The 23,188-nt window shown below is 70.2% G+C and carries 18 protein-coding genes and 1 pseudogene; 15 read left to right on the top strand and 4 right to left on the bottom strand.

The features are described 5' to 3' along the window. Position 1 precedes the first annotated feature (1 nt). The 3 genes from OHB13_RS01280 to OHB13_RS01270 all read left to right on the top strand — a co-directional run bounded on the left by OHB13_RS01280 (position 2) and on the right by OHB13_RS01270 (position 5,420). Positions 2 to 1,009, top strand: coding sequence for an ABC transporter substrate-binding protein (locus OHB13_RS01280; protein ID WP_328374913.1), 1,008 nt, complete (start codon positions 2 to 4; stop codon positions 1,007 to 1,009). A 167-nt stretch (positions 1,010 to 1,176) separates the two neighbouring features. Beyond that, entirely contained in the window at positions 1,177 to 4,377 is a 3,201-nt protein-coding gene (locus tag OHB13_RS01275) for a glycoside hydrolase family 2 TIM barrel-domain containing protein (protein ID WP_328374911.1), read from the top strand. A gap of 242 nt (positions 4,378 to 4,619) precedes the next feature. Further along, the gene (locus tag OHB13_RS01270; protein WP_328374910.1) at positions 4,620 to 5,420 is read left to right on the top strand and encodes a VOC family protein; all 801 of its coding nucleotides are present in this window, start codon (positions 4,620 to 4,622) and stop codon (positions 5,418 to 5,420) included. A gap of 121 nt (positions 5,421 to 5,541) precedes the next feature. On the opposite strand, the gene OHB13_RS01265 is transcribed toward OHB13_RS01270, so the two are convergent. Next, complete coding sequence (locus tag OHB13_RS01265) at positions 5,542 to 7,011, bottom strand: glycoside hydrolase family 76 protein (protein WP_328374908.1); 1,470 nt, start codon at positions 7,009 to 7,011, stop codon at positions 5,542 to 5,544. Positions 7,012 to 7,310: 299 nt separating this feature from the next. Between OHB13_RS01265 and OHB13_RS01260 the strand changes: the two genes are divergently transcribed. The 3 genes from OHB13_RS01260 to OHB13_RS01250 all read left to right on the top strand — a co-directional run bounded on the left by OHB13_RS01260 (position 7,311) and on the right by OHB13_RS01250 (position 11,429). Further along, entirely contained in the window at positions 7,311 to 8,174 is an 864-nt protein-coding gene (locus tag OHB13_RS01260) for a universal stress protein (protein WP_328374906.1), read from the top strand. Between the two features lie 125 nt (positions 8,175 to 8,299). After that, positions 8,300 to 10,699, top strand: a complete 2,400-nt coding sequence (locus OHB13_RS01255) for a phosphoketolase family protein (protein WP_405755730.1) — start codon at positions 8,300 to 8,302, stop codon at positions 10,697 to 10,699. 145 nt (positions 10,700 to 10,844) lie between these two features. Beyond that, positions 10,845 to 11,429, top strand: a complete 585-nt coding sequence (locus OHB13_RS01250) for a DUF2867 domain-containing protein (protein ID WP_328374902.1) — start codon at positions 10,845 to 10,847, stop codon at positions 11,427 to 11,429. Here OHB13_RS01250 and OHB13_RS01245 read toward each other — a convergent pair. Then, complete coding sequence (locus OHB13_RS01245; protein WP_328374901.1) at positions 11,359 to 11,820, bottom strand: ATP-binding protein; 462 nt, start codon at positions 11,818 to 11,820, stop codon at positions 11,359 to 11,361. The genes OHB13_RS01250 and OHB13_RS01245 overlap by 71 nt on opposite strands. 106 nt (positions 11,821 to 11,926) lie before the next feature. Between OHB13_RS01245 and OHB13_RS01240 the strand changes: the two genes are divergently transcribed. The 8 genes and pseudogenes from OHB13_RS01240 to OHB13_RS01205 all read left to right on the top strand — a co-directional run bounded on the left by OHB13_RS01240 (position 11,927) and on the right by OHB13_RS01205 (position 19,639). Then, positions 11,927 to 12,772 (top strand): DUF5753 domain-containing protein, encoded by an 846-nt coding sequence (locus OHB13_RS01240; protein ID WP_328374899.1) that lies wholly within the window; start codon positions 11,927 to 11,929, stop codon positions 12,770 to 12,772. 396 nt (positions 12,773 to 13,168) lie between these two features. Next, entirely contained in the window at positions 13,169 to 14,728 is a 1,560-nt protein-coding gene (locus tag OHB13_RS01235; protein WP_328374897.1) for an ATP-binding protein, read from the top strand. A gap of 2 nt (positions 14,729 to 14,730) precedes the next feature. Continuing rightward, positions 14,731 to 15,141 carry a roadblock/LC7 domain-containing protein gene (locus tag OHB13_RS01230; RefSeq protein ID WP_266860207.1) on the top strand — a complete coding sequence of 137 codons (411 nt, stop codon included), beginning with the start codon at positions 14,731 to 14,733 and terminating at the stop codon, positions 15,139 to 15,141. Then, on the top strand, positions 15,138 to 15,503 hold the full coding sequence (locus tag OHB13_RS01225; RefSeq protein WP_328374895.1) for a DUF742 domain-containing protein: 366 nt from the start codon (positions 15,138 to 15,140) through the stop codon (positions 15,501 to 15,503). Before OHB13_RS01230 ends, OHB13_RS01225 begins: the two co-directional genes overlap by 4 nt. Continuing rightward, the gene (locus OHB13_RS01220; RefSeq protein WP_266860211.1) at positions 15,481 to 16,089 is read left to right on the top strand and encodes a GTP-binding protein; all 609 of its coding nucleotides are present in this window, start codon (positions 15,481 to 15,483) and stop codon (positions 16,087 to 16,089) included. The genes OHB13_RS01225 and OHB13_RS01220 overlap by 23 nt, the downstream gene beginning before the upstream one ends. Further along, positions 16,086 to 17,327: a cytochrome P450 gene (locus tag OHB13_RS01215; RefSeq protein WP_328374893.1), complete on the top strand. Its 1,242-nt coding sequence runs from the start codon at positions 16,086 to 16,088 to the stop codon at positions 17,325 to 17,327. The genes OHB13_RS01220 and OHB13_RS01215 overlap by 4 nt, the downstream gene beginning before the upstream one ends. 151 nt (positions 17,328 to 17,478) lie before the next feature. Beyond that, positions 17,479 to 17,835 (top strand): annotated as a pseudogene (locus OHB13_RS01210) (cytochrome P450); the annotation flags it as partial. A 139-nt stretch (positions 17,836 to 17,974) separates the two neighbouring features. After that, a complete protein-coding gene (locus OHB13_RS01205) occupies positions 17,975 to 19,639 on the top strand; it encodes an adenosine deaminase family protein (RefSeq protein WP_328374891.1) in 1,665 nt (554 codons plus the stop codon). A 205-nt stretch (positions 19,640 to 19,844) separates the two neighbouring features. On the opposite strand, the gene OHB13_RS01200 is transcribed toward OHB13_RS01205, so the two are convergent. Then, positions 19,845 to 20,834 (bottom strand): M20/M25/M40 family metallo-hydrolase, encoded by a 990-nt coding sequence (locus OHB13_RS01200; RefSeq protein ID WP_328374890.1) that lies wholly within the window; start codon positions 20,832 to 20,834, stop codon positions 19,845 to 19,847. Further along, positions 20,831 to 22,105: an MFS transporter gene (locus OHB13_RS01195; RefSeq protein ID WP_328374888.1), complete on the bottom strand. Its 1,275-nt coding sequence runs from the start codon at positions 22,103 to 22,105 to the stop codon at positions 20,831 to 20,833. Before OHB13_RS01195 ends, OHB13_RS01200 begins: the two co-directional genes overlap by 4 nt. Positions 22,106 to 22,949: 844 nt before the next feature. Here OHB13_RS01195 and OHB13_RS01190 point away from each other — a divergent pair. Next, positions 22,950 to 23,168, top strand: coding sequence for an MbtH family protein (locus OHB13_RS01190; RefSeq protein ID WP_266860221.1), 219 nt, complete (start codon positions 22,950 to 22,952; stop codon positions 23,166 to 23,168). Positions 23,169 to 23,188: the final 20 nt, after the last annotated feature.

Raw genomic sequence — 23,188 nt, 5'->3', positions numbered from 1 at the left:
CGTGACCCGTACCCGCACCCGTGGCGCACGCCGCGCCACGACCGTACTCGCCGCCCTGGCGTCGGGCGCCCTGCTCGTCTCGCTCAGCGGCTGCGGGGCCGCCGACATGACGAAGCAGGCCTCACCGTTCGCGGCGGCCAAGGGCGCCAAGTCCGTCACGCTGTCCGTGCAGAGCTGGGTCGGCGCACAGGCGAACGTGGCCGTCGCCAAGTATCTGCTCGAACACAAGCTCGGCTACCGCGTCGACACCGTCCAGGTGGATGAGATCCCCGCCTGGGACGCGCTCAGCCAGGGCCGGGTCGACGCGATCCTGGAGGACTGGGGCCACCCCGACCAGGAGAAGCGGTACGTCAAGGACAAGAAGACGATCACCGCGGGCGGCGACCTGGGGGTCACCGGCCACATCGGCTGGTTCGTCCCGAAGTACTGGGCGGACAAACACCCGGATGTCACCGACTGGAAGAACCTCAACAAGTACGCCGGTCAGCTGCGTACGGCGGAGAGCGGCAGCAAGGGCCAGCTGATGGACGGCTCGCCGTCCTATGTCACCAACGACAAGGCCCTGGTGAAGAACCTCAAGCTGAACTACGACGTGGTCTTCGCCGGGTCCGAGGCCGCGCAGATCACCCAGATCCAGCAGTTCGCCAAGGAGAAGAAGCCCTTCCTCAGCTACTGGTACGAGCCGCAGTGGCTCTTCAACCAGGTACCGATGAAGGAGGTCAAGCTCCCCCCGTACACGGCGAAGTGCGCGGACAAGGGGGTCAAGGACCCGAAGTCCATCGACTGCGCCTACCCGTCGACGCCCCTCCAGAAGTACTTCAACACCGAGTTCACCAGGACGGGCGGCGACGCCGTGACGTTCCTGAAGAACTTCAAGTGGACGAAGGACGACCAGAACAAGGTCTCCGAGATGATCGCCTCACAGAGGCTCTCGGCCGAGGAGGCAGCCAAGCGCTGGGTGGACCAGAACCCGGGCATCTGGAAGAAGTGGCTCCCCGGCAAGAAATGACAGCGCGTCATGCCGCCGGTCCACGCGGACCGGCGGCATGCGGCGCTCCGCGTCCTTTCCCTGCGCAGCCCTGCACCATCGCTTCCCGAGCGGGTCGACGGTCTTGTGTGTTGAGTTTTTCTGTCTGATGCTGGCGGTTCTTGTTCTCTTACGTTCGGAGCTGCCGTATGAGTGCACACCGGGTAAGCAGACGTTCCGTCCTCGTCACCGGGGCCGCCCTCGCGGGATGGGCCGCCTTCTCCGCGCAGAAACTCGCCTTCGCCGCGGATGCCGCGGATACCGGGGGCGGGACGGGCGCGGAGTGGGACGCGCAGCCGAAGGTCTTCCAGATCGGCAGAGAAGAAGCCCGCGCCAGGCTCGTCCCGTACGCGACCGAGTCCGACGCGCTGCACGGCGACTTCGCGAAGTCCCCCTACTTCCGCTCCCTGAACGGGACCTGGCGGTTCCACTGGTCCAAGAACCCCGACGCGCGGCCGACCGGTTTCCAGGCCCCCGGTTACGACGACCACGGGTGGGACCGCATCGCCGTCCCGTCGAACTGGGAGATCAAGGGCTACCAGGAGCCCATCTACCTCAACATCCCCTACCCGTGGACCGGTTACGAGAAGCCCGAACCGCCCGACGTCCCGCACGAGTTCAACCCGGTCGGCTCCTACCGGCGTACCTTCACCGTGCCCCGCGGCTGGTCCGGCCGCCGCACCCTGATCTCCTTCCAGGGCGTCAAGTCCGCGTTCTTCGTCTGGGTCAACGGCAAGCGCGTCGGCTACAGCGAGGACAGCTACACCCCGGCCGAGTTCGACATCACCGACCATGTGCACGCCGGTGACAACAGCCTCGCCGTAGAGGTCTACCGCTGGTCCGACGGCAGCTGGCTCGAGGACCAGGACATGATCGACCTCTCCGGAATCTTCCGGGACGTGTATGTCTACGCGATCCCGCCGGTCCATGTGCAGGACCTGTTCGTACGGACCGCGCTGGACGACGCCTGCCGCGACGCGACCCTGACCGTCACCGCGACCGTGCGCAACCGGGGCAGCGCCACGGCAGGCGGGCACCGCGTCGAGGCCGTGCTGTACGACGCCGGGGGGCGGCGCGTGGGCAGCCCGATGCGCGGCGGGGTCACCCCCGGCAGGAAGGACGCCGACGTGCAGCTCACCGCCGGCGTCCGCGCCCCGGCGCTCTGGTCGGCGGAGCAGCCGAACCTGTACACCCTGGTCGTCACCCTCACCGACGGCCGGGGGAGAGCGGTCGACATCCAGCGCACCACGCTCGGATTCCGCGAAGTCGCTTACGGGCCAGGCAAGTTCACCGTCAACGGCAAGCCGGTCATGTTCCGCGGCACCAACCGCCACGAGACCGACCCCGACCACGGCCAGGCCATCCGGGAGGACCGGATGATCCAGGACATCCGGCTGATGAAGCAGTACAACATCAACGCCGTCCGCACCTCGCACTACCCGAACCACCCCCGCTGGCTCGAACTGTGCGACGAGTACGGCCTCTACGTCATCGGTGAGACGAACCTGGAGTCCCACGGGGTGCGCGACACTGTACCCGCCTCGCTGCCCGAGTGGACCGGTGCCTGCGTGGACCGCCTGCGCTCCCTGGTCGAGCGCGACAAGAACCACCCCAGCGTCGTCGTCTGGTCGCTGGGCAACGAGGCAGGGCAGGGATCCAACTTCCGGGCCATGGCCGACTGGGTCCGCACCCGGGACAGCTCCCGTCCGGTCCACTACGAAGGCATGAACGCGGTCGCGGATCTGCACAGTCAGATGTACACCGTGCCCGCCGACGTGGAGGCGTACGGAAAGTCGGGCAGTGAAACGCCCTTCATCCTCTGCGAGTACGCCCACGCGATGGGCAACAGCAGCGGCAACCTCAAGGAGTACTGGGAGATCTTCGAGCGCTACCCCAATCTGCACGGCGCTTTCGTGTGGGACTGGGTCGACCAGGCGATCAGGCTGCCGGTCCCCGGCGACCCCCGGCACAACTACCTCTCGTACGGCGGGGACTGGCACCCCGGATACCCCACTGACGCCAACTTCTGCTGCAACGGCCTGATGGCGGCGGACCGCAGCCCCCACCCCGGGCTCCTGGAGCTCAAGAAGGTCTACCAACCGGTGGGGATCAGCGCCGCCGACCTCACCGCGGGCACGGTGACGGTGCGGAACAAGCACCTGTTCAGCGACCTGGGAGCGTACGAGCTGCGGTGGACGGTGACCTGTGACGGACGGACGGCGCAGCACGGCACGCTGCCCCCGCCGAAGGCGGCGCCAGGGGGCGAGGCGACCGTCCGTATCCCCTGGAGCAAGCCGCGCACGCCGGAGCCCGGCGCCGAGTACTGGCTGAACCTCACCTTCGTGCTGGCTTCGGACACCAGCTGGGCGGATGCCGGACACACCGTGGCCGGTGAGCAGTTCGCGCTGGACTGGCACGCTCCGGCGCCGGCCGACCCCGATCCCGACGGGCTGCCCGCCCTCACCCTGGAGGAGAGCGACAGCAGTGTCAGGGTCACCGGGCGTCACGTGGACGTGGTGCTCGACAGGGCGACCGGGACGCTCAGCTCCTACCGCTGGAAGGGCCGGCTCCTGCTGTCCGGCGGCCCGGTGCCGAACTTCTGGCGCGGCCCGACCGACAACGACATCGGGCGCGGCGCCCAGGACACCCTGCGGACCTGGCGGGACGCGGGGACCAAGCGCACGGTGACGTCCGTCGAGGCCGCACAGCCGTCGCGGGGCGCGGTCGCCATCACGGTGGAGTGCACCCTGCCCACGGCGCCGAAGACATCCACCTGGTCCACCGAGTTCACCGTCAGGGGCGACGGGGAGGTGCGTATCAGGCACACCCTGACCGCTGCTGACGGGCTGCCCGATCTGCCCGTGGTCGGCGCCCTGCTGACGGTGCCTCAGGGATTCGAGCGCATCGACTGGTACGGCCGCGGCCCGCAGGAGAACTACTGGGACCGCAACTCCGGTGCCTTCGTGGGCCGTTACCGCTCCACCGTCGACGCGCAGGTGGCGCCCTACGTCCGTCCCGAGCAGACCGGGAACATGACCGACGTGCGCACGCTGTCGCTCACGGAACGCTCCGGCGCGGGGCTGACTGTACGGGCCGACCCGGCCGACGGCGAACCGATGCTGGAGACCAGCGCGCTGCACTATTCGCCGTTCGACCTGGAGGGGCCCAGGCATCCGTACGAGCTGAAGCGGCGCGACGAGACCCTGCTCGGGGTCAACCACCGGCAGATGGGCGTCGGCGGCAACGACTCGTGGGGTGCGCCGCCGCTCGACGCGTATCTGCTGCACGCGGGACGTACCTACACCTATGCGTACCGGCTGAGCCCGGCTCAGGAGACCGTCCAGTCCTGAGCTGTCCGGTCCGGCCACCGGGCGCGACCGGTCGCGGTCCACCCGGGGCCGGCCGCGCTGGGCCGTACGGGTGGGGCCCGGGAGCCGTCCGTAGGGCGTGGCCCACGTTCCTGTTTCGGAGACCTGGCCGCGCCGGTACGGATGGGGGACAGTCAGCGGCTGCCGTGCCCATCGGGGGCAAGAGGGATTCCCGGGCCGTGGACGGCCGGCCCCACCACCACCCGTACACCGGAGGATCTCCCGTGCTGACGACCCACTTCGTCCCAGGCGCGCCGAACTGGCTCGACCTCGGCGCCCCCGACATCGACGCGGCTGTCGCCTTCTACACCGGCGTGTTCGACTGGACCTTCCAGTCGGCGGGCCCCGAAGCCGGCGGCTACGGCTTCCTTCAGAAGGACGGCAGAACGGTCGGAGCCGTCGGCCCGCTGACGGAGAAGGGCGCGACCGCCGCCTGGACGGTCTACTTCCACACCTCCGACGCCGACGCCACCGGCCGCGCGGTCCAGCAGGCCGGCGGAACAATCCGCGTTCCGGCGACGGACGTCTTCACCGCCGGCCGCATGGCGGGCTTCACCGACCCGACCGGCGCCGAGTTCGGCGTCTGGCAGCCGGGCGACGTACAGGGCCTGGAAACCGTCATGGAGCCGGACGCGATGTGCTGGACGGAGCTGCACACCACCGACGCGGCAGCGGCGAAGACCTTCTACCGTGCGGTCTTCTCCTGGGACTACCAGGACATGTCCATGGGGGACGGCATGGTCTACACCGTCGTGTCCGCGGCCGGCGGCGGCAAGGGCGACGACACCAGCCACGGCGGCATCATGCAGCTCCCGAAGGAGAACATCGAAGCCGGGGCGGGGTCGGAGTGGCACCCGTACTTCGGCGTCGAGGACTGCGATGCCACGTTCGCCGCGGCCACCGGGGGCGGCGCCACGGTCCTCATGCCGCCGAGCAACGTTGCGGGGGTCGGCCGGCTGGCCATGCTCAAGGACCCGGACGGCGCGGTGTTCGCGCTGATCAAGGGCGATCCTTCGATGACCTGAGCCGGACTGAGCCGGACTGAGCCGGACTGAGCCTGCGGCGATCCGAGCGGGCGATGGCCTGAGCGCGTGCACGGGGGAGGGGTTCCGCCCGTGCACGCGCACCGTGCGAGAAGGCCTGCCGTCACCCGGCGGGAGCCGCGTTGAGCAGGTCGAGCGTGCTCTGCTGGCAGCCGTAGTCCGGCGTGCCGGCCCACGGGCCGTTCCAGTGCGGCCCGTACATGTCGAGCGCGTTGCGGTCCTTGCTGTGGGCGGCGTCCGCCCACCGGTTCAGCGGTGTGCTGTACGGGTGGTCCGACAGCTCTCCGTCGAGCTTGCCGAGCCCCCGGACGTAGGCCCCCTTGAAGGACGGACCGTCACCGGTGCAGCCGTCGGACTCACCGGGCTCGCGCAGCACTCCGTCGGTCTCCAGCCGGGTGGTGGAGGCATCGGCCAGGGTCCGCGCGGTGTCCAGGAGCGCGCTGTCGCCGGTGGCCCGGTGAAGCTCGGTCAGTCCGCCGAGGATCACGCCCTGGTTGTATGTCCAGGTCTGCTGGCCGTTGTTGGAGCAGTCGTCGTTCAGACCGTCGTTGATCAGGTGGTCCGAGTTGATCATGCCGCTGGCGCTGAACCACGACCACTCGTTCTTCGCCCGGTCCAGATAGGCGGAGTCGCCGGGGATCCGGTTGTGCAGGGCGGCGTTGAGCTGGAGGAACAGCTCGTTGGTGATCGCGTTCTTGTAGGTCTTGTTCTCGTTCCACAGGACCCCGCCGCCACAGGTGTCCGTCCAGTTGGCGAACATGTGGTCGGCGTCGGCGCGTGCGGTGGTCAGGTAGCGGCTGTCGCCGGTCAGGTCGTACGCGGCGACCCAGGCCAGCCCCCACCAGCCGGTGTCGTCGAGATAGTCGTTGGTGAAGTTGCCGCCCTGCGCGCCGATGTTCTTGTCGTAGGTGCTGGAGACGGCGTACTTGTAGCTGGGCATCCCGCTGGTGCGGATGTTGTCGATGACGGCCGTCAGCGCGTTGGCGCTGGTCCACCAGCCGTTGCCGCCGAACAGGCCGGTGTTCCGGTCGAACGACATCATCAGCGCGGTCGCGGCGGCGGTGCTCCTGCTGCCCGCGTTCCAGTCCGTGCGCGCCCACTCGGTACAGGCGATCTCGGCCCGGTCCCCGGCCTTTCCGCAGGCCCGGAGTGCGCCGACGCCGGCCGAGTTCCAGTCGTCGACGTTGTACATCTGGGTGCGCCAGCCGCCTGCTCCCGAAGGGGTCCTGGTGTCGCCCAGCTTGCTGCCCGACGACCAGGTCCTGCCTCCGTCGAAGGAGCGGTCCAGCCAGACCTCGTCACCCGCACTGCCGTTGTCGATGGAGGCCCAGCCCATGACATCGTTGTCATCGATATGCAGAGCGATGGTGCGCGAGTAGATCGAGGTGGTGACCGGCGTTCGGTCCTTCGTCGCCGCGGCGGGATCCCGGGCGTCGCAGTACTTGTTGCAGATCGCTCCCTGAGTGTCGGCGGAAGCGGTCCGCGGGCCGGCGGAGGCCGCCTGCGGCAGGAAGCCGAGAAGCAGGCACGACAGTGCGGAGAGCAGGGTCAGCCGTCTGGGCGTGGGGGACATGTGGGCCTTCCGGTGCGGGGTGGGGGACCGTCAGGGCGGCGCCCGGAGCGGGCGGGCGAACAAGGTATCAGGTTCATGCCAAGAGTGGACCCGCGCCGCGCGACGGCTCCGCGGACGGCTGCTGCGTTTGCGGGGGTGTGTCACTCGCGCCGAGAATCGGACGCAGTACGGACCGGCCCTGTCCGGGGCGCGCCGAGGCTGCGAACGCGGCCGGCCGTGTCCGCGCCCCGTCACGACAGGGTGCGTGCACAACCGGCGGCGAGAACCGGCGCGATCCGCGCCGAGAACGGAGCACGGCCATGAAGCCGATCGTCACCGTGGGCCTGGACAGCAGGGCCGAGTCGCTCGCCACGGCCCGCTGGGCCGCGCGCGAGGCACAGTCGCGCGGCGCGGGGCTGCGCATCCTGCACGCACGGGCGGGGCGCCCCGACGGTCCTGACCGGCCGGCGAACGGGGGAGGTCAGGACGGCCTGCCCCGGTGGATCATGGAGCGGGCGCGGATCGTCGTGGACGAGCGCTGTCCGGGGCTGCCCGTCACCGAGGAGCTGACGGAGGGCGACCCGGTGGCGTCGCTGCTGGAGGCGGCGGGCGATTCGCAGGTCGTGGTGCTCGGCTCCCGGGACATGGCGCCACTGGCCAGTTACTACCTGGGCGACATCGGCCTGCACGTGGTGGCACGCGCCGACGCGCCCGTCGTCCTCGTCCGGGCGCGGGAAGCCACCGGCCCGGTGGCGGAGGACGGCGCCGTGGTGCTGGGCCTTTCACTGCACGGGCCGTGCGAGGAGCTGTGCGAGTTCGCCTTCGCCACGGCGGCCAGGCGCGGCGTCATGCTGCGGGCCGTGCACGGCAGAAGCCTTCCGGAGCACGCGTACACCCGGAGCGGAGTCGATTCGCGGGTCTCCGGGCGAACGACCGAGCGCGCCCAGTCGGAGCTCGGCGAGGCGCTGCGGCCCTGGCGGGAGAAGTTCCCGCAGGTCCGCACGGCCGACCGGGTACGCACGGAGAGCCCGGCCCACGCCGTCGTACGGGGTGCCACAGGCGCGGGGCTGCTCGTCGTGGGGCGCCGCAGGAGGGGGCCCGCGCTGTCGCCGCCCGTCGGCCACGTCCTGTCCTCGGCCGTGCACCACGCGCCGTGCCCGGTGGCAGTCGTCCCGCACGGCTGAAGCGAACACGACCGGACAGGGGCACCACTGAACAAGCACCACCGAGCACCCGCGGTCCAGCAGGCACCGAGCAGGAACTGAGCAGGCACAGCCCGGCAGTGATGACCCAGGAGGCAGCGAGCGCCATGCGCGAGACCAGTACGGAAGCACCGGCCGCGGTCACCGACGAGGAACTCGCGTCGCTGGTCGCCCACTGGCGGGCCGCCAACTACCTGGCGGTCGGCCAGATCTACCTCCTGGACAATCCGCTGCTCGCCGAGCCGCTGCGGCCGGAACACATCAAACCCCGGCTGCTCGGCCACTGGGGCACCTCGCCCGGACTGAACCTGGTCCACACGCACCTGAACCGCGTCGCCAAGGCGCGCGGCCAGGACACGGTGTGCGTCTGGGGGCCCGGACACGGCGGCCCGGCCGTACTGGCCAACTCGTGGCTGGAGGGCAGCTACTCCGAGACGTACCCGGACATCGGCCGGGACGCCGCGGGGATGGCCCGGCTCTTCCGCCAGTTCTCCTTCCCCGGCGGCGTGCCCAGCCATGTCGCGCCCGAGACACCGGGCTCGATCCACGAGGGCGGGGAGCTGGGCTACTCGCTCTCCCACGCGTACGGCGCGGCTTTCGACAACCCGGACCTGCTGGTCGCCTGTGTCATCGGTGACGGCGAGGCGGAGACCGGCCCGCTCGCGGCGTCATGGCACTCCAACAAGTTTCTCGACCCGGTGTACGACGGCGCCGTCCTGCCGGTCCTGCACCTGAACGGATACAAGATCGCCAATCCGGCGGTGCTGGCGCGCATTCCCGAAGCGGAGCTGGACGAACTGCTCCGCGGGTACGGCCATGACGTCCTGCACGTCACCGGCGCCGATCCGGACAGCGTGCACCGGGCCATGGCCGAGGCGATGGACACCGCACTGGACCGCATCGGCCTCATCCAGCGCGCCGCCCGCGAGGAGGGCAGCACCGCGCGCCCGCGCTGGCCCATGATCGTGCTGCGTACGCCCAAGGGCTGGACCGGCCCCGTGAGCGTCGACGGCCTGCCGGTCGAGAGCACCTGGCGGGCCCACCAGGTCCCGCTGCCCGCTGTCCGCGAGAACCCGGAACATCTCAGGCAGCTGGAGATGTGGCTGCGCTCCTACCGGCCGGAGGACCTCTTCGACCCCGCGGGGCGGCCCCGCGCCGAGGTCCTGGCCTGTATCCCCGACGGGCCCCTGCGCCTCGGAGCCAACCCGCACACCAACGGCGGGCTGCACCTGCTCGACCTGCCCGTACCGCCCCTGGAGGAGTACGCCGTGGACGTCGCACGGCCCGGCGCGACCCTGCACGAACCGACCCGCGTACTCGGCGATCTGCTGGAGGCGGTCATGGCGGCCACCGCGGAGCGCCGCGACTTCCGCGTGGTGGGACCGGACGAGACCGCCTCCAACCGGCTCCAGGCTCTGTACGGCGCCACCGGAAAGGCCTGGCAGGCGGAGACGCTCGGCGTCGACGAGCACCTGGACCGGCACGGCCGGGTGCTGGAGATCCTCTCCGAACACACCTGTCAGGGCTGGCTGGAGGGATACCTCCTCACCGGGCGGCACGGGCTCTTCTCCTGCTACGAAGCCTTCGTCCACATCGTCGACTCGATGGTCAACCAGCACATCAAGTGGCTGAAGGTGTCCCGCACCCTGCCCTGGCGCCGCCCCATCGCCTCCCTCAACTACCTGCTGACCTCGCACGTCTGGCGCCAGGACCACAACGGCTTCTCCCACCAGGACCCCGGCTTCGTCGACCACGTACTCAACAAGTCCCCGGAAGTCGTACGTGTCTACCTCCCGCCGGATGCCAACACCCTGCTCTGCGTCGCCGAACACGTCCTGCACAGCCGCGACTACGTGAATGTCGTCGTGGCGGGCAAGCAGCCCTGCTTCGACTGGCTCACTCTCGACGAGGCGCGTGCTCACTGTGCGCGCGGAGCCGGGGTCTGGGAGTGGGCAGGTACTGAGCGGGAGGGCGAGGAGCCCGATGTCGTGCTGGCCTGCGCGGGCGACGTACCCACCCAGGAGGTGCTGGCCGCCGCCCTGTTGATCCGCCGTCACCTGCCGGGCCTCGCGGTGCGCGTGGTCAACGTGGTCGACCTGGCCCGGCTGCTCCCGGAATCGGATCACCCGCACGGACTGTCCGGCAGGCAGTACGACGCGCTCTTCACCCGCGACAAGCCGGTGATCTTCGCGTACCACGGCTATCCGTGGCTGATCCACCGTCTCGCCTACCGCCAGGCCGGTCACGCGAACCTGCACGTACGCGGCTACAAGGAGTCCGGGACCACGACCACCCCCTTCGACATGGTGGTCCGCAACGACCTGGACCGATACCGGCTGGTCCTGGACGTCATCGACCGCGTCCCCGGGCTCGCGGTCCGCGCCACCCACGCCCGCCAGACCATGGAGGACGCCCGCCTCAGGCACCACGCGTGGATCCGCGAGCACGGCACCGACCTCCCCGAGGTGGCCGACTGGACCTGGCAGCCCCTGCCCCTGGGCACCTGAGCCACTGCCTCGGACCGGCACTTGGGACATTCCCGCGGATGACGCCGCGTCCGTGACCCCCGGGCGGCACAATCGGTGGTGCCGTACGAGACCCGCGGTGCCGCCGGGGCCCGTCCGTACAGCCGTTGCGGAAGGGGCCCTTCTGATGACAACTCCTCGCGTGCGCCGGGTGGAAGTGCCGCAAGTGGCCCGGACCGCCGGCGAGTTCGCCACGGCCGACTACGCCTCCGCCTTCGAACTGCCCTCCCGGCACGCGCGTTCCCGGACACCGGAGCAGTGGGCACGAGCCACCTTCGAGGACGCTCCGGCCGCTGTGCGGTGGATCCTGCTGCGGGGCTGGACTCTCGGCCTCGGGCTGCGGATGGGGCCGAGGCCGTCGCCGGACCACGTCCTCGGCTGGCTGGGCTCGGAATCCGGCCCCGGATCGGTGACCCTCGACGCGAGTTCGCCCCTGGTCGCCACCCGCAACGTCGTCGTGGTGAACGGCTCCGGCGTCGTGTGGGTCACCTTCGTGCGCTTCAACCGGCGGGTCTCCCGGCTGGTGTGGTCCGCGGCCGCGCCCGTCCACCACCTCGCGGTGCCCTATCTCCTCGGCCGGGCCGACCGCACCCGTACGGCTCCCCAGGGCCATGAGTCCGGGTCGGGCCGGGCTCCCGGGCTCAGACGTCGGCCCAGACCAGCCGGCCGCCGGCGTCCTGGCAGGTGCCCCAGGCGGCGGCGAGTGCGGTGACGATGAGCAGACCGCGGCCGCGTTCCGACAGACCGGTCCGGGCGGCGCCGTCCGGCTCGGTCCCGTACTCCGGTGGCCGGCGCTGGGCCGGAACGCCGTCGCCGCCCGCGTCCCACACCTGGATCCTTATCCCGGAGCAGGTGCGCCGCAGACAGCAGCGCACCGTCGCGGACCGGGCGCTGTAGCGCACGGAGTTGGTGACGAGTTCGGAGACCAGCAGGACGGCGGTCTCGGTCCGCTCCTCCGGCTCGCCCCAGGCCAGCATGGCGTCGCGTACGTGCTGCCGGGAGTCGATGACCCCCTCGGGTATGCGCGGCGTCGACCAGCGGTAGGCGGAGTCGTCCCTGTCGTCGGAGTACGCGGCAGAGGCATCACCATCGAATTCAGACATATATGCACTATCAACATATTCGGCATACTCTGCAACTGTCAGAGTGTGAATCACACAGAATGTGACACGACGGCTGCCCGGATTCACCGCGAAGGAGATGGACGCCGTGAGAGCCCGCTCAGGCCCGACCCTGGAGCACCGTGTCGTCGCGGAACAGCTCCGCCTGGCCCGTGAGCGGGCCGGTTGCGGCCTCGCGGCGGTCGCCGCCGCGCTGGACCTGTCCGAGGCCACCGTGCGGCGCATCGAGCGGGCGGAGACCGCTCTGGATGCCGGGCAGGTCCGGGATCTCCTGAAGTACTACAAGCACCCCGAGGCCGACGCCCGGCGGATCAGGGCCAGCCTGGCCAGGGCGAACGAGCCCGGATGGTGGCACCGCTGGCGTGACGTCCTGCCCGCCTGGCAGCGGGACGTCCTCGGTATCGAGTCGTCGGCCGGGGTGATCCGGATGTGGCACCCCGCGCTGGTCCCCGACCTGCTGCGGACCGCCGATTACGCCGCCGCCGTCGAGGCGGTCCGGCACCCACAGGCGCCGCCCGCCGCACGGGCCCGGCGCACGGAGTTCCTCCGGGCCCGGCAGGAGCGGTTGCGCGAACGGGGCGCGGTCCTGTGGGGGCTGATTCCGGAAGCCGCCCTCTGTACGTGTGTCGGCTCCCCGGATGTCATGCGGGAGCAGCTGGACGCCTTGCGGCTCGCGACCGCCCACCCGAACATCACCCTGCAGGTCATGCCTCTGACGGCCGGGCCGCACGCGCTGACCGGAGCCCCGCCGCTGGAGCTGCTGCGCCTTCCGGTGCCGGAGGTCCCGGATCACGCCGTCGTCGGAGGTCCGGGCGGCGAGGCCACCCTCACCCATGACCGCGCCACTGTCTCCGCGTACCGGATGCTGATGGACTCCGCCTGCGGCGCGGCACCGGCAGCAGGCGCCGAGCTGCCCGCCCTGTACCGGTGGTGAGCTCAGCCCGGCGCTCGGATGTCGCCGGATGCAAGGATTTGATGACACCTGGTGTCCGGCGTGGCCGAGGTCGACCGAGGCAGGCGAAGGTCAGTCGAGGTGGCTGAAAACAGGCCTGAGGATACGCAGGGCGACCATACGATCTCGCTAAGTCGCCCGGTAGGCGGACGATGTACGTCCAGTTACATGTAGTGCGGGGTGAAAGCCTGTCAGAGTGGCTACGGGCGAAGCCGGTACGGGTCCTCAAGCCGTGGTCGCCGTATCGGCCTGTTGCGCCGTGACACCAATCGTGAGGCCGCGGCTTTACCCCATTCGAGAAGCGGTTCCCAGCCAGTTCGAAGCCGTTGCAGAAGCTGATACAGAAGCCGATTCCAGAAGCCGATTCAAAGGTTCTTCATGGCCCGTTCCCCCGCGTCCGTCCCCCCGCCACGCCGGACGCAGTACCTCTGGCCGACGGTTCTGAGCCTCGCGCTCATCACGTTCGCCGCTCCCGTGGTGCCCCTGGCCGCCGGCAGCGCCGCAGGCCCCGTCGTTCTCGTGGTGTACCTCGCCGCGGCCCTGGCCGTGCTCACGCTCCTGGTGAGACTGCGCGGACAGCACAGGGACGCAGAGGCCGGGGCGGCCCGCTCGCTGCGTGAGGCCGGGGATCAGGCCGACCGTGCGGCCCTCCGCGACACCGAGTGGCGCCGCCGGGCGCAGCAGCAGAGCGATCTGGTCCAGGCGGAGGTCGAGCACGCCGTCAAGGAGCGGCTGCCCGCAGCACTGGCCGGCCGGGAGGACCCGGGCCCTTCGAACGGGACATGGCCGCTGGACGAGAACGTGACCGGCCTGCTCGACCGGCTGCTCGGCGAGGTGCGCGAAGCAGCCGAGTACCGCGAGGAGTCGCAGCGGCTGGCCCTCGTCGAGCTCGCCAGCCGGGTCCAGACCTCCGCACACCGGATCCAGGCCGCCGTGACGGGGATCGCCGACCGGTACCCCGGCGACGCCGAACTCCTCGAATCCACCATGCGGGTGGACCATGCGGCGACCCAGCAGGCCCGGCACGCCCAGAGCCTCAAGGTGCTGTGCGGCGAGTGGCCGGGACAGCAGTGGCAGAAGCCGCTCGCCCTGGTCGATGTGGTGCGGGCCGCCTCGGGACGGATCGTCGCGTTCACCCGTGTCGAGGTATCGGGCGACCCCGACGTGGGGATCGCGGCGCCCGTCGTCGAACCGCTGATCCATCTGCTGGCGGAGCTGCTGGCCAACGCGACCGAGTACTCGCCCCCGAGTACCGCGGTACCGGTGACCGTACGGACCGTGCAGCGCGGCGCAGTCATCGAAGTGGACGACGGCGGTCTGGGCCTGGACGAGTACCGGCTCGTTGAAGCGCGTGAAGTCGCCTCGGGCCGCAGGATCCTGGGCGTCGGCGACGTCGGCGAGATCCCGCAGACCGGCTTCGCAGTGGTGGGGCGCTTCGCCCAGCGCCACGGGTTCGGCGTCGACCTGGGGCCTTCCCCGTACGGCGGTGTCCGCGGCGTGGTGCTGATTCCCACACACGTACTGGAAGCCATCGACCCGCCCGGTTCGCCCGCGGACGGCTCCGACGCTCAGCACCCGCCCGCCCCCGATTCCGGGGCAGGGCAGTCGCCCACCGTCCCCGGGCAGACCTCGCAGAGCCCCGAGATCCCCGCCGAACAGCCGGTGCAACAGGCCATTCCGCTGTACGAGCAGGGCGGCGAGCGGACCAGGCGCCTCCCGCGCCGGCGGTCGCGCCGCGACGAGTACCGCTTGTCCGACGGGCCGCCGGACGGGCCGCCCCCGGCCGGCTCCATGTCCTCGGCGACCCCGGACGAGGCGGGCGACTGGATGGAGCAGTTCTTCGAGGGCGGCCGGTCCGTGCCCGAACCCGGCTCCGGCCAGGACGGCCGCGACGATTCTTCCCCCCACACCCCCGATTCCGCAGAAGGACAGGCGTGAGCATGAGTTACGTGGACAACCCCGAGCAGCGTGGCTGGATGATCTCGGAGGTCGCGGCGGTGCCCGGGGTACGCCAGGCGATCGTCTTCAGCGCCGACGGACTCCTGCTGGTCAGCTCCGACGGCATGGACCGGGACGCCGCCGACCGCCTCTCGGCGAACTGCTCGGGGCTGCAGTCCCTGGGCCGCAGCCTCGGACGGGAGTTCGGCGAGGACGGCGGCTCGGTCCACCAGCAGATGGTGGAGTTCAACGGCGGCTTCCTCTTCATGCGCAGCGCCGACAACGTCCATCTCGCCGTGGTGACAGGACCGGTGGTCGACCCGAAGCTGGTGGCCCGTCAGATGCAGGCACAGGTCATGAGAATCGGCGCGGCCAACCTCAGCAGCCCGCCGAGGCCGGGAGCCGCCCGGTGAGCGACCCGGAGGGGGAGTACACGGACCGGGCGTTGCGCCCCTATGTGATCAGCAAAGGGCGCTCACGCCCCACGCGTAACACCATCGGTATTGAGACACTGCTCATCGCCGTCGACCCTCCGCACGACCTGCCCGTCTCCGCCACCCGGGAAGAACGCGCCCTCCTGCGGATGTGCCGTCGGCTGCTCTCCCTGGTGGAGGCGGCCGCCCACCTCCAACTGCCGGTGAGCCTGGTCAAAGTACTGGTGTCCGACCTCGCCGACAGCGGTCATCTGTCGGCGCGCCCCGGCGTACCGCAGGCCGCTCCCCCCGATGGCCAACTGCTTCAGGAGGTACTCGATGGTCTCCGCCGTCTCCGCTGACCGCTATCTGGCCGGCACCGTCCAGCAGGCCGCCAAGATCCTCGTCGTCGGTGCTTTCGGCGTCGGCAAGACCACGCTGGTCGGGTCGGTCAGCGAGATCGAACCGCTGCGCACCGAGGAGGTGATGACCCGGGCGAGCATCGGGGTGGACGACCTCTCGGGTACGGGCACCAAGACCACCACAACCGTCGCGATGGACTTCGGCCGGATCACGGTCACTTCGCGGCTGGTGCTCTACCTCTTCGGCACTCCCGGCCAGCGCCGGTTCTGGGACCTGTGGGAAGGGCTGGCCGAGGGCTCCATCGGCGTGCTGGTCCTGGTCGACACCCGCAGGATCGAGGACAGTTTCGACGTACTGGAGCAACTGGAGATCCGCGGGCTGCCGTTCGCCGTCGCCGTGAACCAGTTCCCGGACAGCGAGTACTACTCCGCCGACGAACTCCGTGTCGCGCTCGATCTGCTGCCGGAGACCCCCGTCGTCATCTGTGACGCACGGGAGCGCACCTCGTCGCTCGACGCGCTGATCAGCCTTGTTCACTACGTGCTGAGCGCCGGAGCGGCGCGCGTACCGGAGAGCGCCTCATGAACCATCCCCTCCCGCCGCCGTCCTGCCCGGCCCGCGGTGGCCACACCACCGGGCTGCTCCCGCTGTCCGAGGCCGTCGGTTCCAGCGATCCGCAGGCGGCCTACCGCAGGCTGCGTGAGCAGTGGGGCAGCGTGGCCAAGGTGGAACTGGAGCCGGGGGTGCCCGCCTGGCTCGTCATGGGCTACCGCGAACTGCTGACCATCACCCGCCAGGAGCAGGTGTACTCGCGGGACGCGCGCAACTGGCGCGACCTCAACGACGGTGTAGTGTCACCGGATTCGGGCCTGCTCCCGATGATGGCCTGGCGGGCCAACGTCGTCGGCGCCGACGGCCCGGAGCACCGCAGGTTGCGGCAGCCGCTCGACGACGGCGTCGCCCGGATCGACCAGCGCCGTACCCGGCACCAGGTCGAGGCGGTCTGCGCGCAACTGATCGCCGGGTTCTCCGCACGCGGCAGCGCCGACCTGGTCAACGAGTACGCCACGATCGTCCCGATGCTCTCCACGGCCTCGCTGTTCGGCCTGGACAGCGCCGAAGGGCGTGAACTGCTGAACGCGCTCATCGCACTGGTCGGCAGCGCGGACGACTCGCAGAGCGGAAACCGCCACTTCGAGGAGATCCTCGCCGACACGCTCAGAGCCCGCCGTGCCGAGCCCGCGGACGACCTGACAACCGCCCTGCTCGACCACCCCAACCTGCGGGACGAGGTGGAGCAGCTCCAGTCGATGGTCCTGATGGTCTCCGCGGGCAACGAGACCGTCACCGCCTGGATCTCACACACCCTGCGGCTGATGCTCACCGACCCGCGGTTCGCGGCCCGGATGCACGGCGGGCGGCTCGGCGTGGACGACGCACTCGACGAGGCGCTCTGGCGCGACCCGCCGATGAACAACGTGCCCGCCCGCTACGCACTGCGCGACACCGAACTGGGCGGACAGCAGATCAGGCGGGGCGACGTCCTCATCCTGGGGATCAGCGCCGCCAACGGCGACCCCGCGGTCCGCGCGCCCGACGGCGGGGTGGAGCCGGGCAACCGCGCGCACCTCGCCTTCTCGGCCGGCGCGCATGTGTGCCCCGCCCAGGTGCCGGCCCGGCTGATCACCCGTACCGCGGTCAACACCGTCCTGCATCTGCTGCCCGACATGAAGCTCAGCATCCCTGCCCGCGACGTGGCCTGGCGCCCCTCGCCCTGGACCCGCGTCCCCGTCTCGCTGCCCGTCGACTTCTCCGCGCGGTAAGGAGCGGACACCGGCGACGGCACATCCCGGTGACCGGACACCCACCCCTCGCGTCGACTTGGCGAAGCACATGACCTCGCACCCGGTGCCCCGTCCCCGGAGGTCACCCTCGACCCGCACGGCGCCGACCACCACGCCGAGGCCGCCAGGCTTCCCCTTCCGCTACCCCCTGGAGGACGTGGAGATCGCCGGGGTACGGATCCCCAGGGGCGAGGCCATCATGGCCCCGTACAGCGCGGTCGGCCGTGACGAGGGGCAGCACGGTGCGGATGCCGGGACCTTCGACATCGCCCGCGAGCGGCGCAGGCATCTGGCCTTCGGTCACGGACCGCACTTCTGCCTGGGCGCTCCGCTGGCCCGGCTGGAGGCGGCACTCGCCCTGCCGGCCGTCTTCGCCAGGTATCCCGGCCTGACCCTGGCCGCGGATCCGGACCGGCTGACCCCGGTGCCGTCCCTGTTCTCCAACAGCACCGCCACCCTGCCGGTACGGCTGACCGCGGGGGACTGACCGGTGCACTCACCGGGGCCCCGCCCTCGCCGGACACCCGGCGGGCGGCGGGGGGTTGGGACGGGCCGTCGTCACTCGTACCGGCATGATCGGGCGAATCTCACCGTAAAGTGGATCAAGATCCGGTATTCCTGTGCGCATGGATACAGATGGAACTTCCCGATCCGATTCTTCCTCCTCCCGCACCTCCGGTTCCTCCCGCGTCTCCGGCCGCGCAGGCCGGACCCGTTCCCTCTCCGGCCTGCGCGCCGGTACCGCGCTGCTCGCCGCCGCCACGGCCGTACTGGCTGCCACGGTGCCCGGTGCATCGGCGGCCGCCCCCCGGGACAGACTCGCCGCGGAACGCCCCTGGCAGGACGGGGCTGCCGGGACTCAGCGGTACCTCGACAAGGTGAAGGACAACCCGGACCGGCTCAGGGCCTTTCTGCGCCCGATGCCGAAGGGCGGGGACCTGCACACCCACCTGTCGGGCGCAGTGCCGGTCGAGGCGCTGATCGGCTTCGCCGCCGACGACGGGCTGTGCATCGACGAGACCACGCTGTCGGCGTCCGCACCGCCGTGCGGGCCCGGGACCCGGCCCGCCCGGGACGCCGTGTCCGACCACGACTTCCGGCAGGACGTCATCCACGCCTGGTCCATGGAGGGGTTCAAGGAGACTCCCGCCGAGAGCGGACACGACCACTTCTTCGCCACCTTCGGAAAGTTCAAGGCCGTCACCGGAACGCACCGTGGCAGGCTCGTCGCAGAGGTGACGAAGGTGGCCGCCGCCAACCACCAGGACTACGTGGAACCGCTCTTCACCCCGCAGGGCGACGCCCTGCGGAATCTGGGAACGAATCTCCGGTGGACCGGTGACTTCGACCGGATGCGGGACTCCCTGCGGGCCGACGGCAAGCTGAACCGCGTCCTGGACGACGCGAAGGCCGAGACCGCCCGGGAGATGGCGGAGCAGCGCGCCACCCTCGGCTGCGACGGCTCCGACCCGCAGCCCGCGTGCAAGGTGCAGGTGCGCTTCGACTTCCAGGTCGGCCGCGCGTCCGAGCCGCAGTACGTCTTCACCCAGCTCCTCGCCGGTTTCGAGATGGCCGACAAGGACCCCCGCTACGTGGGGGTCAACCTGGTGCAGGCCGAGGACGCCCCCATCGCGCTGCGCGACTACCACCTGCAGATGCGCATGATCAAGTACCTGCGGTCCGTCTACCGCACGGCACATGTCACGCTGCACGCCGGTGAGCTGACCAGCAAGGTCGCCCCCCGCGAGGACCTCAGGTTCCACATCCGCGACGCCGTCGAGACCGCGGGCGCCGAGCGCATCGGCCACGGTGTGGACATCATGAGCGAGGACCGGCCGCAGCAGCTCCTGCGGACCATGGCCCGCAGGCACATCGCGGTGGAGGTACCGCTGACCAGTAACTGTCAGATCCTCGAAGTCTGCGGCGCCGACCACCCGGTCAACCGCTACCTGGCGGCCGGTGTCCCGGTGGCGCTGTCCACCGACGACCAGGGCGTGTCGGGCACCGACATCACCATCGAGTACGCACGCGCCGTCAGCGAGCACCACCTGTCGTACCGTCAGCTGCGCGACAGTGCCCGGACCTCGCTGGAGTACGCCTTCATCCAGGGCCGCAGCCTCTGGCGCGCCGTGGGCGACCACCGGCCCACCGCCGCCTGCGCCACCAGCGACCCCCGTACCGGCAGGATCACCCAGAGCTGCCGGGAGCTGCTGAACGCCAGCCCCAAGGCGACCCTCCAGTGGCGCTACGAGACCGAGCGCGCAGCCTTCGAGGCCCGTCACCAGGCCTAGGTCCTGTCCGGCCGGTCTTCGTGGGCCCGCGACGCCTGGCACGGCACCTCGCCGCGTTGTCGGAGTCACCCCAGTACGTCCAGTACGGGGGCGATCCTCCGCCTTGCGAGGCACCGCACCGGACGCCGCGGCCTGATCCACGAAGGTCGGCCGGACAGGCCCTGGCTGATCCGTTCCACGGTGTCACCCGGCCCGTCGCACCGGCTCAGCCCGTCGGGCGGTCGGCCAGCTGGGCCACGGCGCCCGCGACCGCACGGGTAACGTCGGCCGCGAACTCCAGGTCGAGCGTCCCGAGGGTGTCGGTCGCCTTGTGGTAGTGCGGATTACGCAGGTTGGCCGTATCGGTGACGAGCAGCCCGCGGCGACCACTGCGCCAGTACGGCAGGTGGTCGCTGCGTGCGGCGTCCCTGAGCAGACCCCCGAGTCGCTTGACCGGGTAGAGCCGCAGCCCCGGAACGTACTGCCGGGCGCTGCGCTGCACCGCGTTGGCGAACGGCAGTGAGCGCAGGTCGGCGATGATCGCGATGAAGTCGCCGGTCCTCGGCGGCGAGAACACCCCCGGAATGCGCAGCGGGCTGCGCTGTGCGCCGGGGCGCGCGTCCCGGAAGCCGATCATCTCCAGCACGATCAGGCCCTCCACCACCTCGCCGCCGGCCTCGATGTCCGACACATGCTCGCGGCTCCCCAGCATCCACTCCTCCTCCTCGCCGAAGAGGCAGAACCGGACGCCGCGTTGACGCGGGCCGAGAGTGCGCAGGGCGCGGGCCGTTTCGAGCAGACCGGCGACCCCGCTCGCGTTGTCGTCGGCTCCGGGACTGCCCTGCTTGGAGTCCCAGTGGGCGCCGACCTCCACCAGCGGTGCGTCGATGTCGCGGCCCGGCAGCGTGGCGAACAGGTTGACCTGGTGCGGCGCTTCGCCGTACCGCGTCTCCACCACCGGGTAGCCGTACCCGGACAGTTCCTCGCGGAGGTGGCGGAGGGTCTCCCGGACGTTCTCCTCGTCCTCACGCCAGCGCGGCCCGCCGGCCGTCAACGCGGTGATGTGCCGCTCCACTCCGGCCGCGGTGATGCCGGGGAGTGCCGCCGCCAGGTCCCGGTCGAACCCGGGCCGCGTCCTGAGTTCGCCGAGGGTGTCGACGATCTGACACCGGATCTCACCCCAACCAGGCAGATATTCGAGCCAGTTACGGTTCATGCGGCGCCGCCCGCGGAAGCAGTGAGGTCCTCGGCGTCTCCCGTCGCGCCGCCTGTGGCAGCCGCGGCCCGCTTCGCCTGCGCCCTGGCCACCAGCGGCACCACGGCGACCCCGGACAACAGGAACACTGCCGCGATGGCCAGCCAGCCGGGCGGGCCCTCGCGGACACCGAGGAATGCCGTCGCAGCCGGCCCGACCGTCTCGGAGAAGGCCGCGCCGAGTGCGTAGACGCCCAGGTACTCGCCGCGGGCGTGCTCCGGGGCCAGGCCGTACGAGATTCCCCAACTCCCGGCCATGGCGAGGAGTTCGCCTGCGGTCAGTACCAGGACCGCCAGAGTCAGGAAAGTGATCTTCAGAGCGGTACCGTGTGCCGCCACCGCGGCCGCGATCCCCACACAGGAGACCGCCAGCAGGAAGCCGGACCGGCGCTGGGCGCGGGCACCCCCCTCCAGCGTGTCGGCGCCACGGCTCAACCGCACCTGGAAGATCACGATCAGTACGGTGTTGACGGTGACGAAGAGACCGGCCAGGGCTTTCGGGATGCCTTGCCCGGAGACGATCAACAGCGGCAGCGCCAGCGTGAGGACGATCCCGTTCATGCCGAGCAGACCGTTCATCAGGGTGAGCAGGACGAAGGGGATGTCCTTGAGCGCAGGCGCCTTGCTCGCCCCCGCGGGCCGCTGCCGGGGCGGCATGGCGGGCAACGGGATGAGAGTGAGGGCCGCGAGCACGTAGGTGACCGCGTTCCCGAGGATCACCAGCTCGCAGGCGAGATGCGAACCGTCGGCCAGCGCCCAGGCGGCCAGCGCGGAACCACCGGCGAAGCCGCCGTTGAACACCGCGCGCAGATAGGCCCGTCCGGCCACCAGACGGTCGGGCTCCAGTACGGCGCCGATCAGTGCGGCCCGGACGGTACTGGTGGCCCGGATCGCCAGCGAGGTCGCGCAGGCCACCACGACGAAGCCGAGGAAGGAGTGCACCAGCGGATAGAGGCAGAAGAGCACGGCCTCCGCCACGTGCAGCACGATCAGCAGCCGGCGGGTGTCCATCCGGTCCGCGAGCCATCCGGTGGGCACCGAGGCCCCGAGCGTGATCAGCCCCGCCAGTGAGAACCCGGCGCCGACCTGTGCCGGCGTCAGCCCGACCACGTGCACGAAGAACGCCACACCGCCGGTGAGGAACAGTCCCGTCCCGAGCGAGTCGACCAGATAGTTGACCGACAGGGGCCGCGTCGCCCCGCGGGCAGGTAAAAGGGAGGCGAATGGCCGCATGCTGAGGGATTCCTTCCGGCAGAGAGCTGGGGCTTCGGGGGTTCTCCCGGTCCCGGCGACCGGCGGGCTGTCCGCGGTGCGGCCGGCGGCACTCTCGGAAGTGATATCGGCGATCGGCAGGCGGTATCACATCGCGAATCGCAAAGAAATATTCAATCGCACTCTCCCCCGATTCGTGGATCCTAGGTGCGTCGACTTCGCGGGTCAAGATCTGCCGGATTTCTGATCCCCGGAGAGCTGTCACAGGAATGCGACCCGGCCGGCCGATTTACGGCGATCAGTACGCAAGCTGTCCCGCCGGGCCTCCCTTGTCGTCGGAGAGGTGCCTGTTCGGGCAGTGATATTGGTACGCCTGGGCCGCGCTCGACGAGGGTGGAGCGTGCGCCGGCTGTCCGCCTCCGGCTGTCCCCGGGGTCTTACGTTGGACTCGTCGTCCGGACCGATAGTTACCTTTTTGGTGGGTTATGGTCACTGGGTAATGTCCAGTGATTCCTGATTTATCGAGCTGATGGCTTTTATCATGCTTGATATCCCATATCCGTAATGCGGTCCATGGTGTTGCTGCCCCCGGCACGCCGCGTTGCTGCCCCTGGCGCACCGGATGATGCCCCGGCATGCCGCACAGATGCCCCCGATGCACCGCATTGCTGCCCTGGCGGTGAAATCGGGTCTTTCTTGCGATCGACACATCGTGTTAATGTTTGGATTCGGGAGCGGGCTATGACCGGTTCTCTCCCAGGGGGCGGCGGGAGATTCAAGACTCTCGTCAGTGTTTCGGGTTTTCCACTTTCTTTCTCGTGCGTCGAGTGCTGCCACAGGCGCGCTCGCGTCCCCTTTCCTGTGTATGAGCACTCCAAGGTTTGAGGCGATAGTGTTCCACCACGAATCATCGATTGATTTCCGCGTAGTCGTGAACGGCGAGGAGCAGTACTCCATCTGGCCGGCCGACATCGAACTCCCTGCGGGATGGCGGCCTGAGGGCGTCAGAGGCACGCGCGAAGAGTGCCTCGCGCACGTGGAACGGGTCTGGACCGACATGCGTCCACTCAGCCTGCGTGGCTGATCCGGCCACGCCCGTTCCTG

The sequence above is a fragment of the Streptomyces sp. NBC_00440 genome (genome assembly GCF_036014215.1).
Lineage (GTDB): Bacteria > Actinomycetota > Actinomycetes > Streptomycetales > Streptomycetaceae > Streptomyces.
This window is presented reverse-complemented; position numbering and strand designations above follow the sequence as displayed.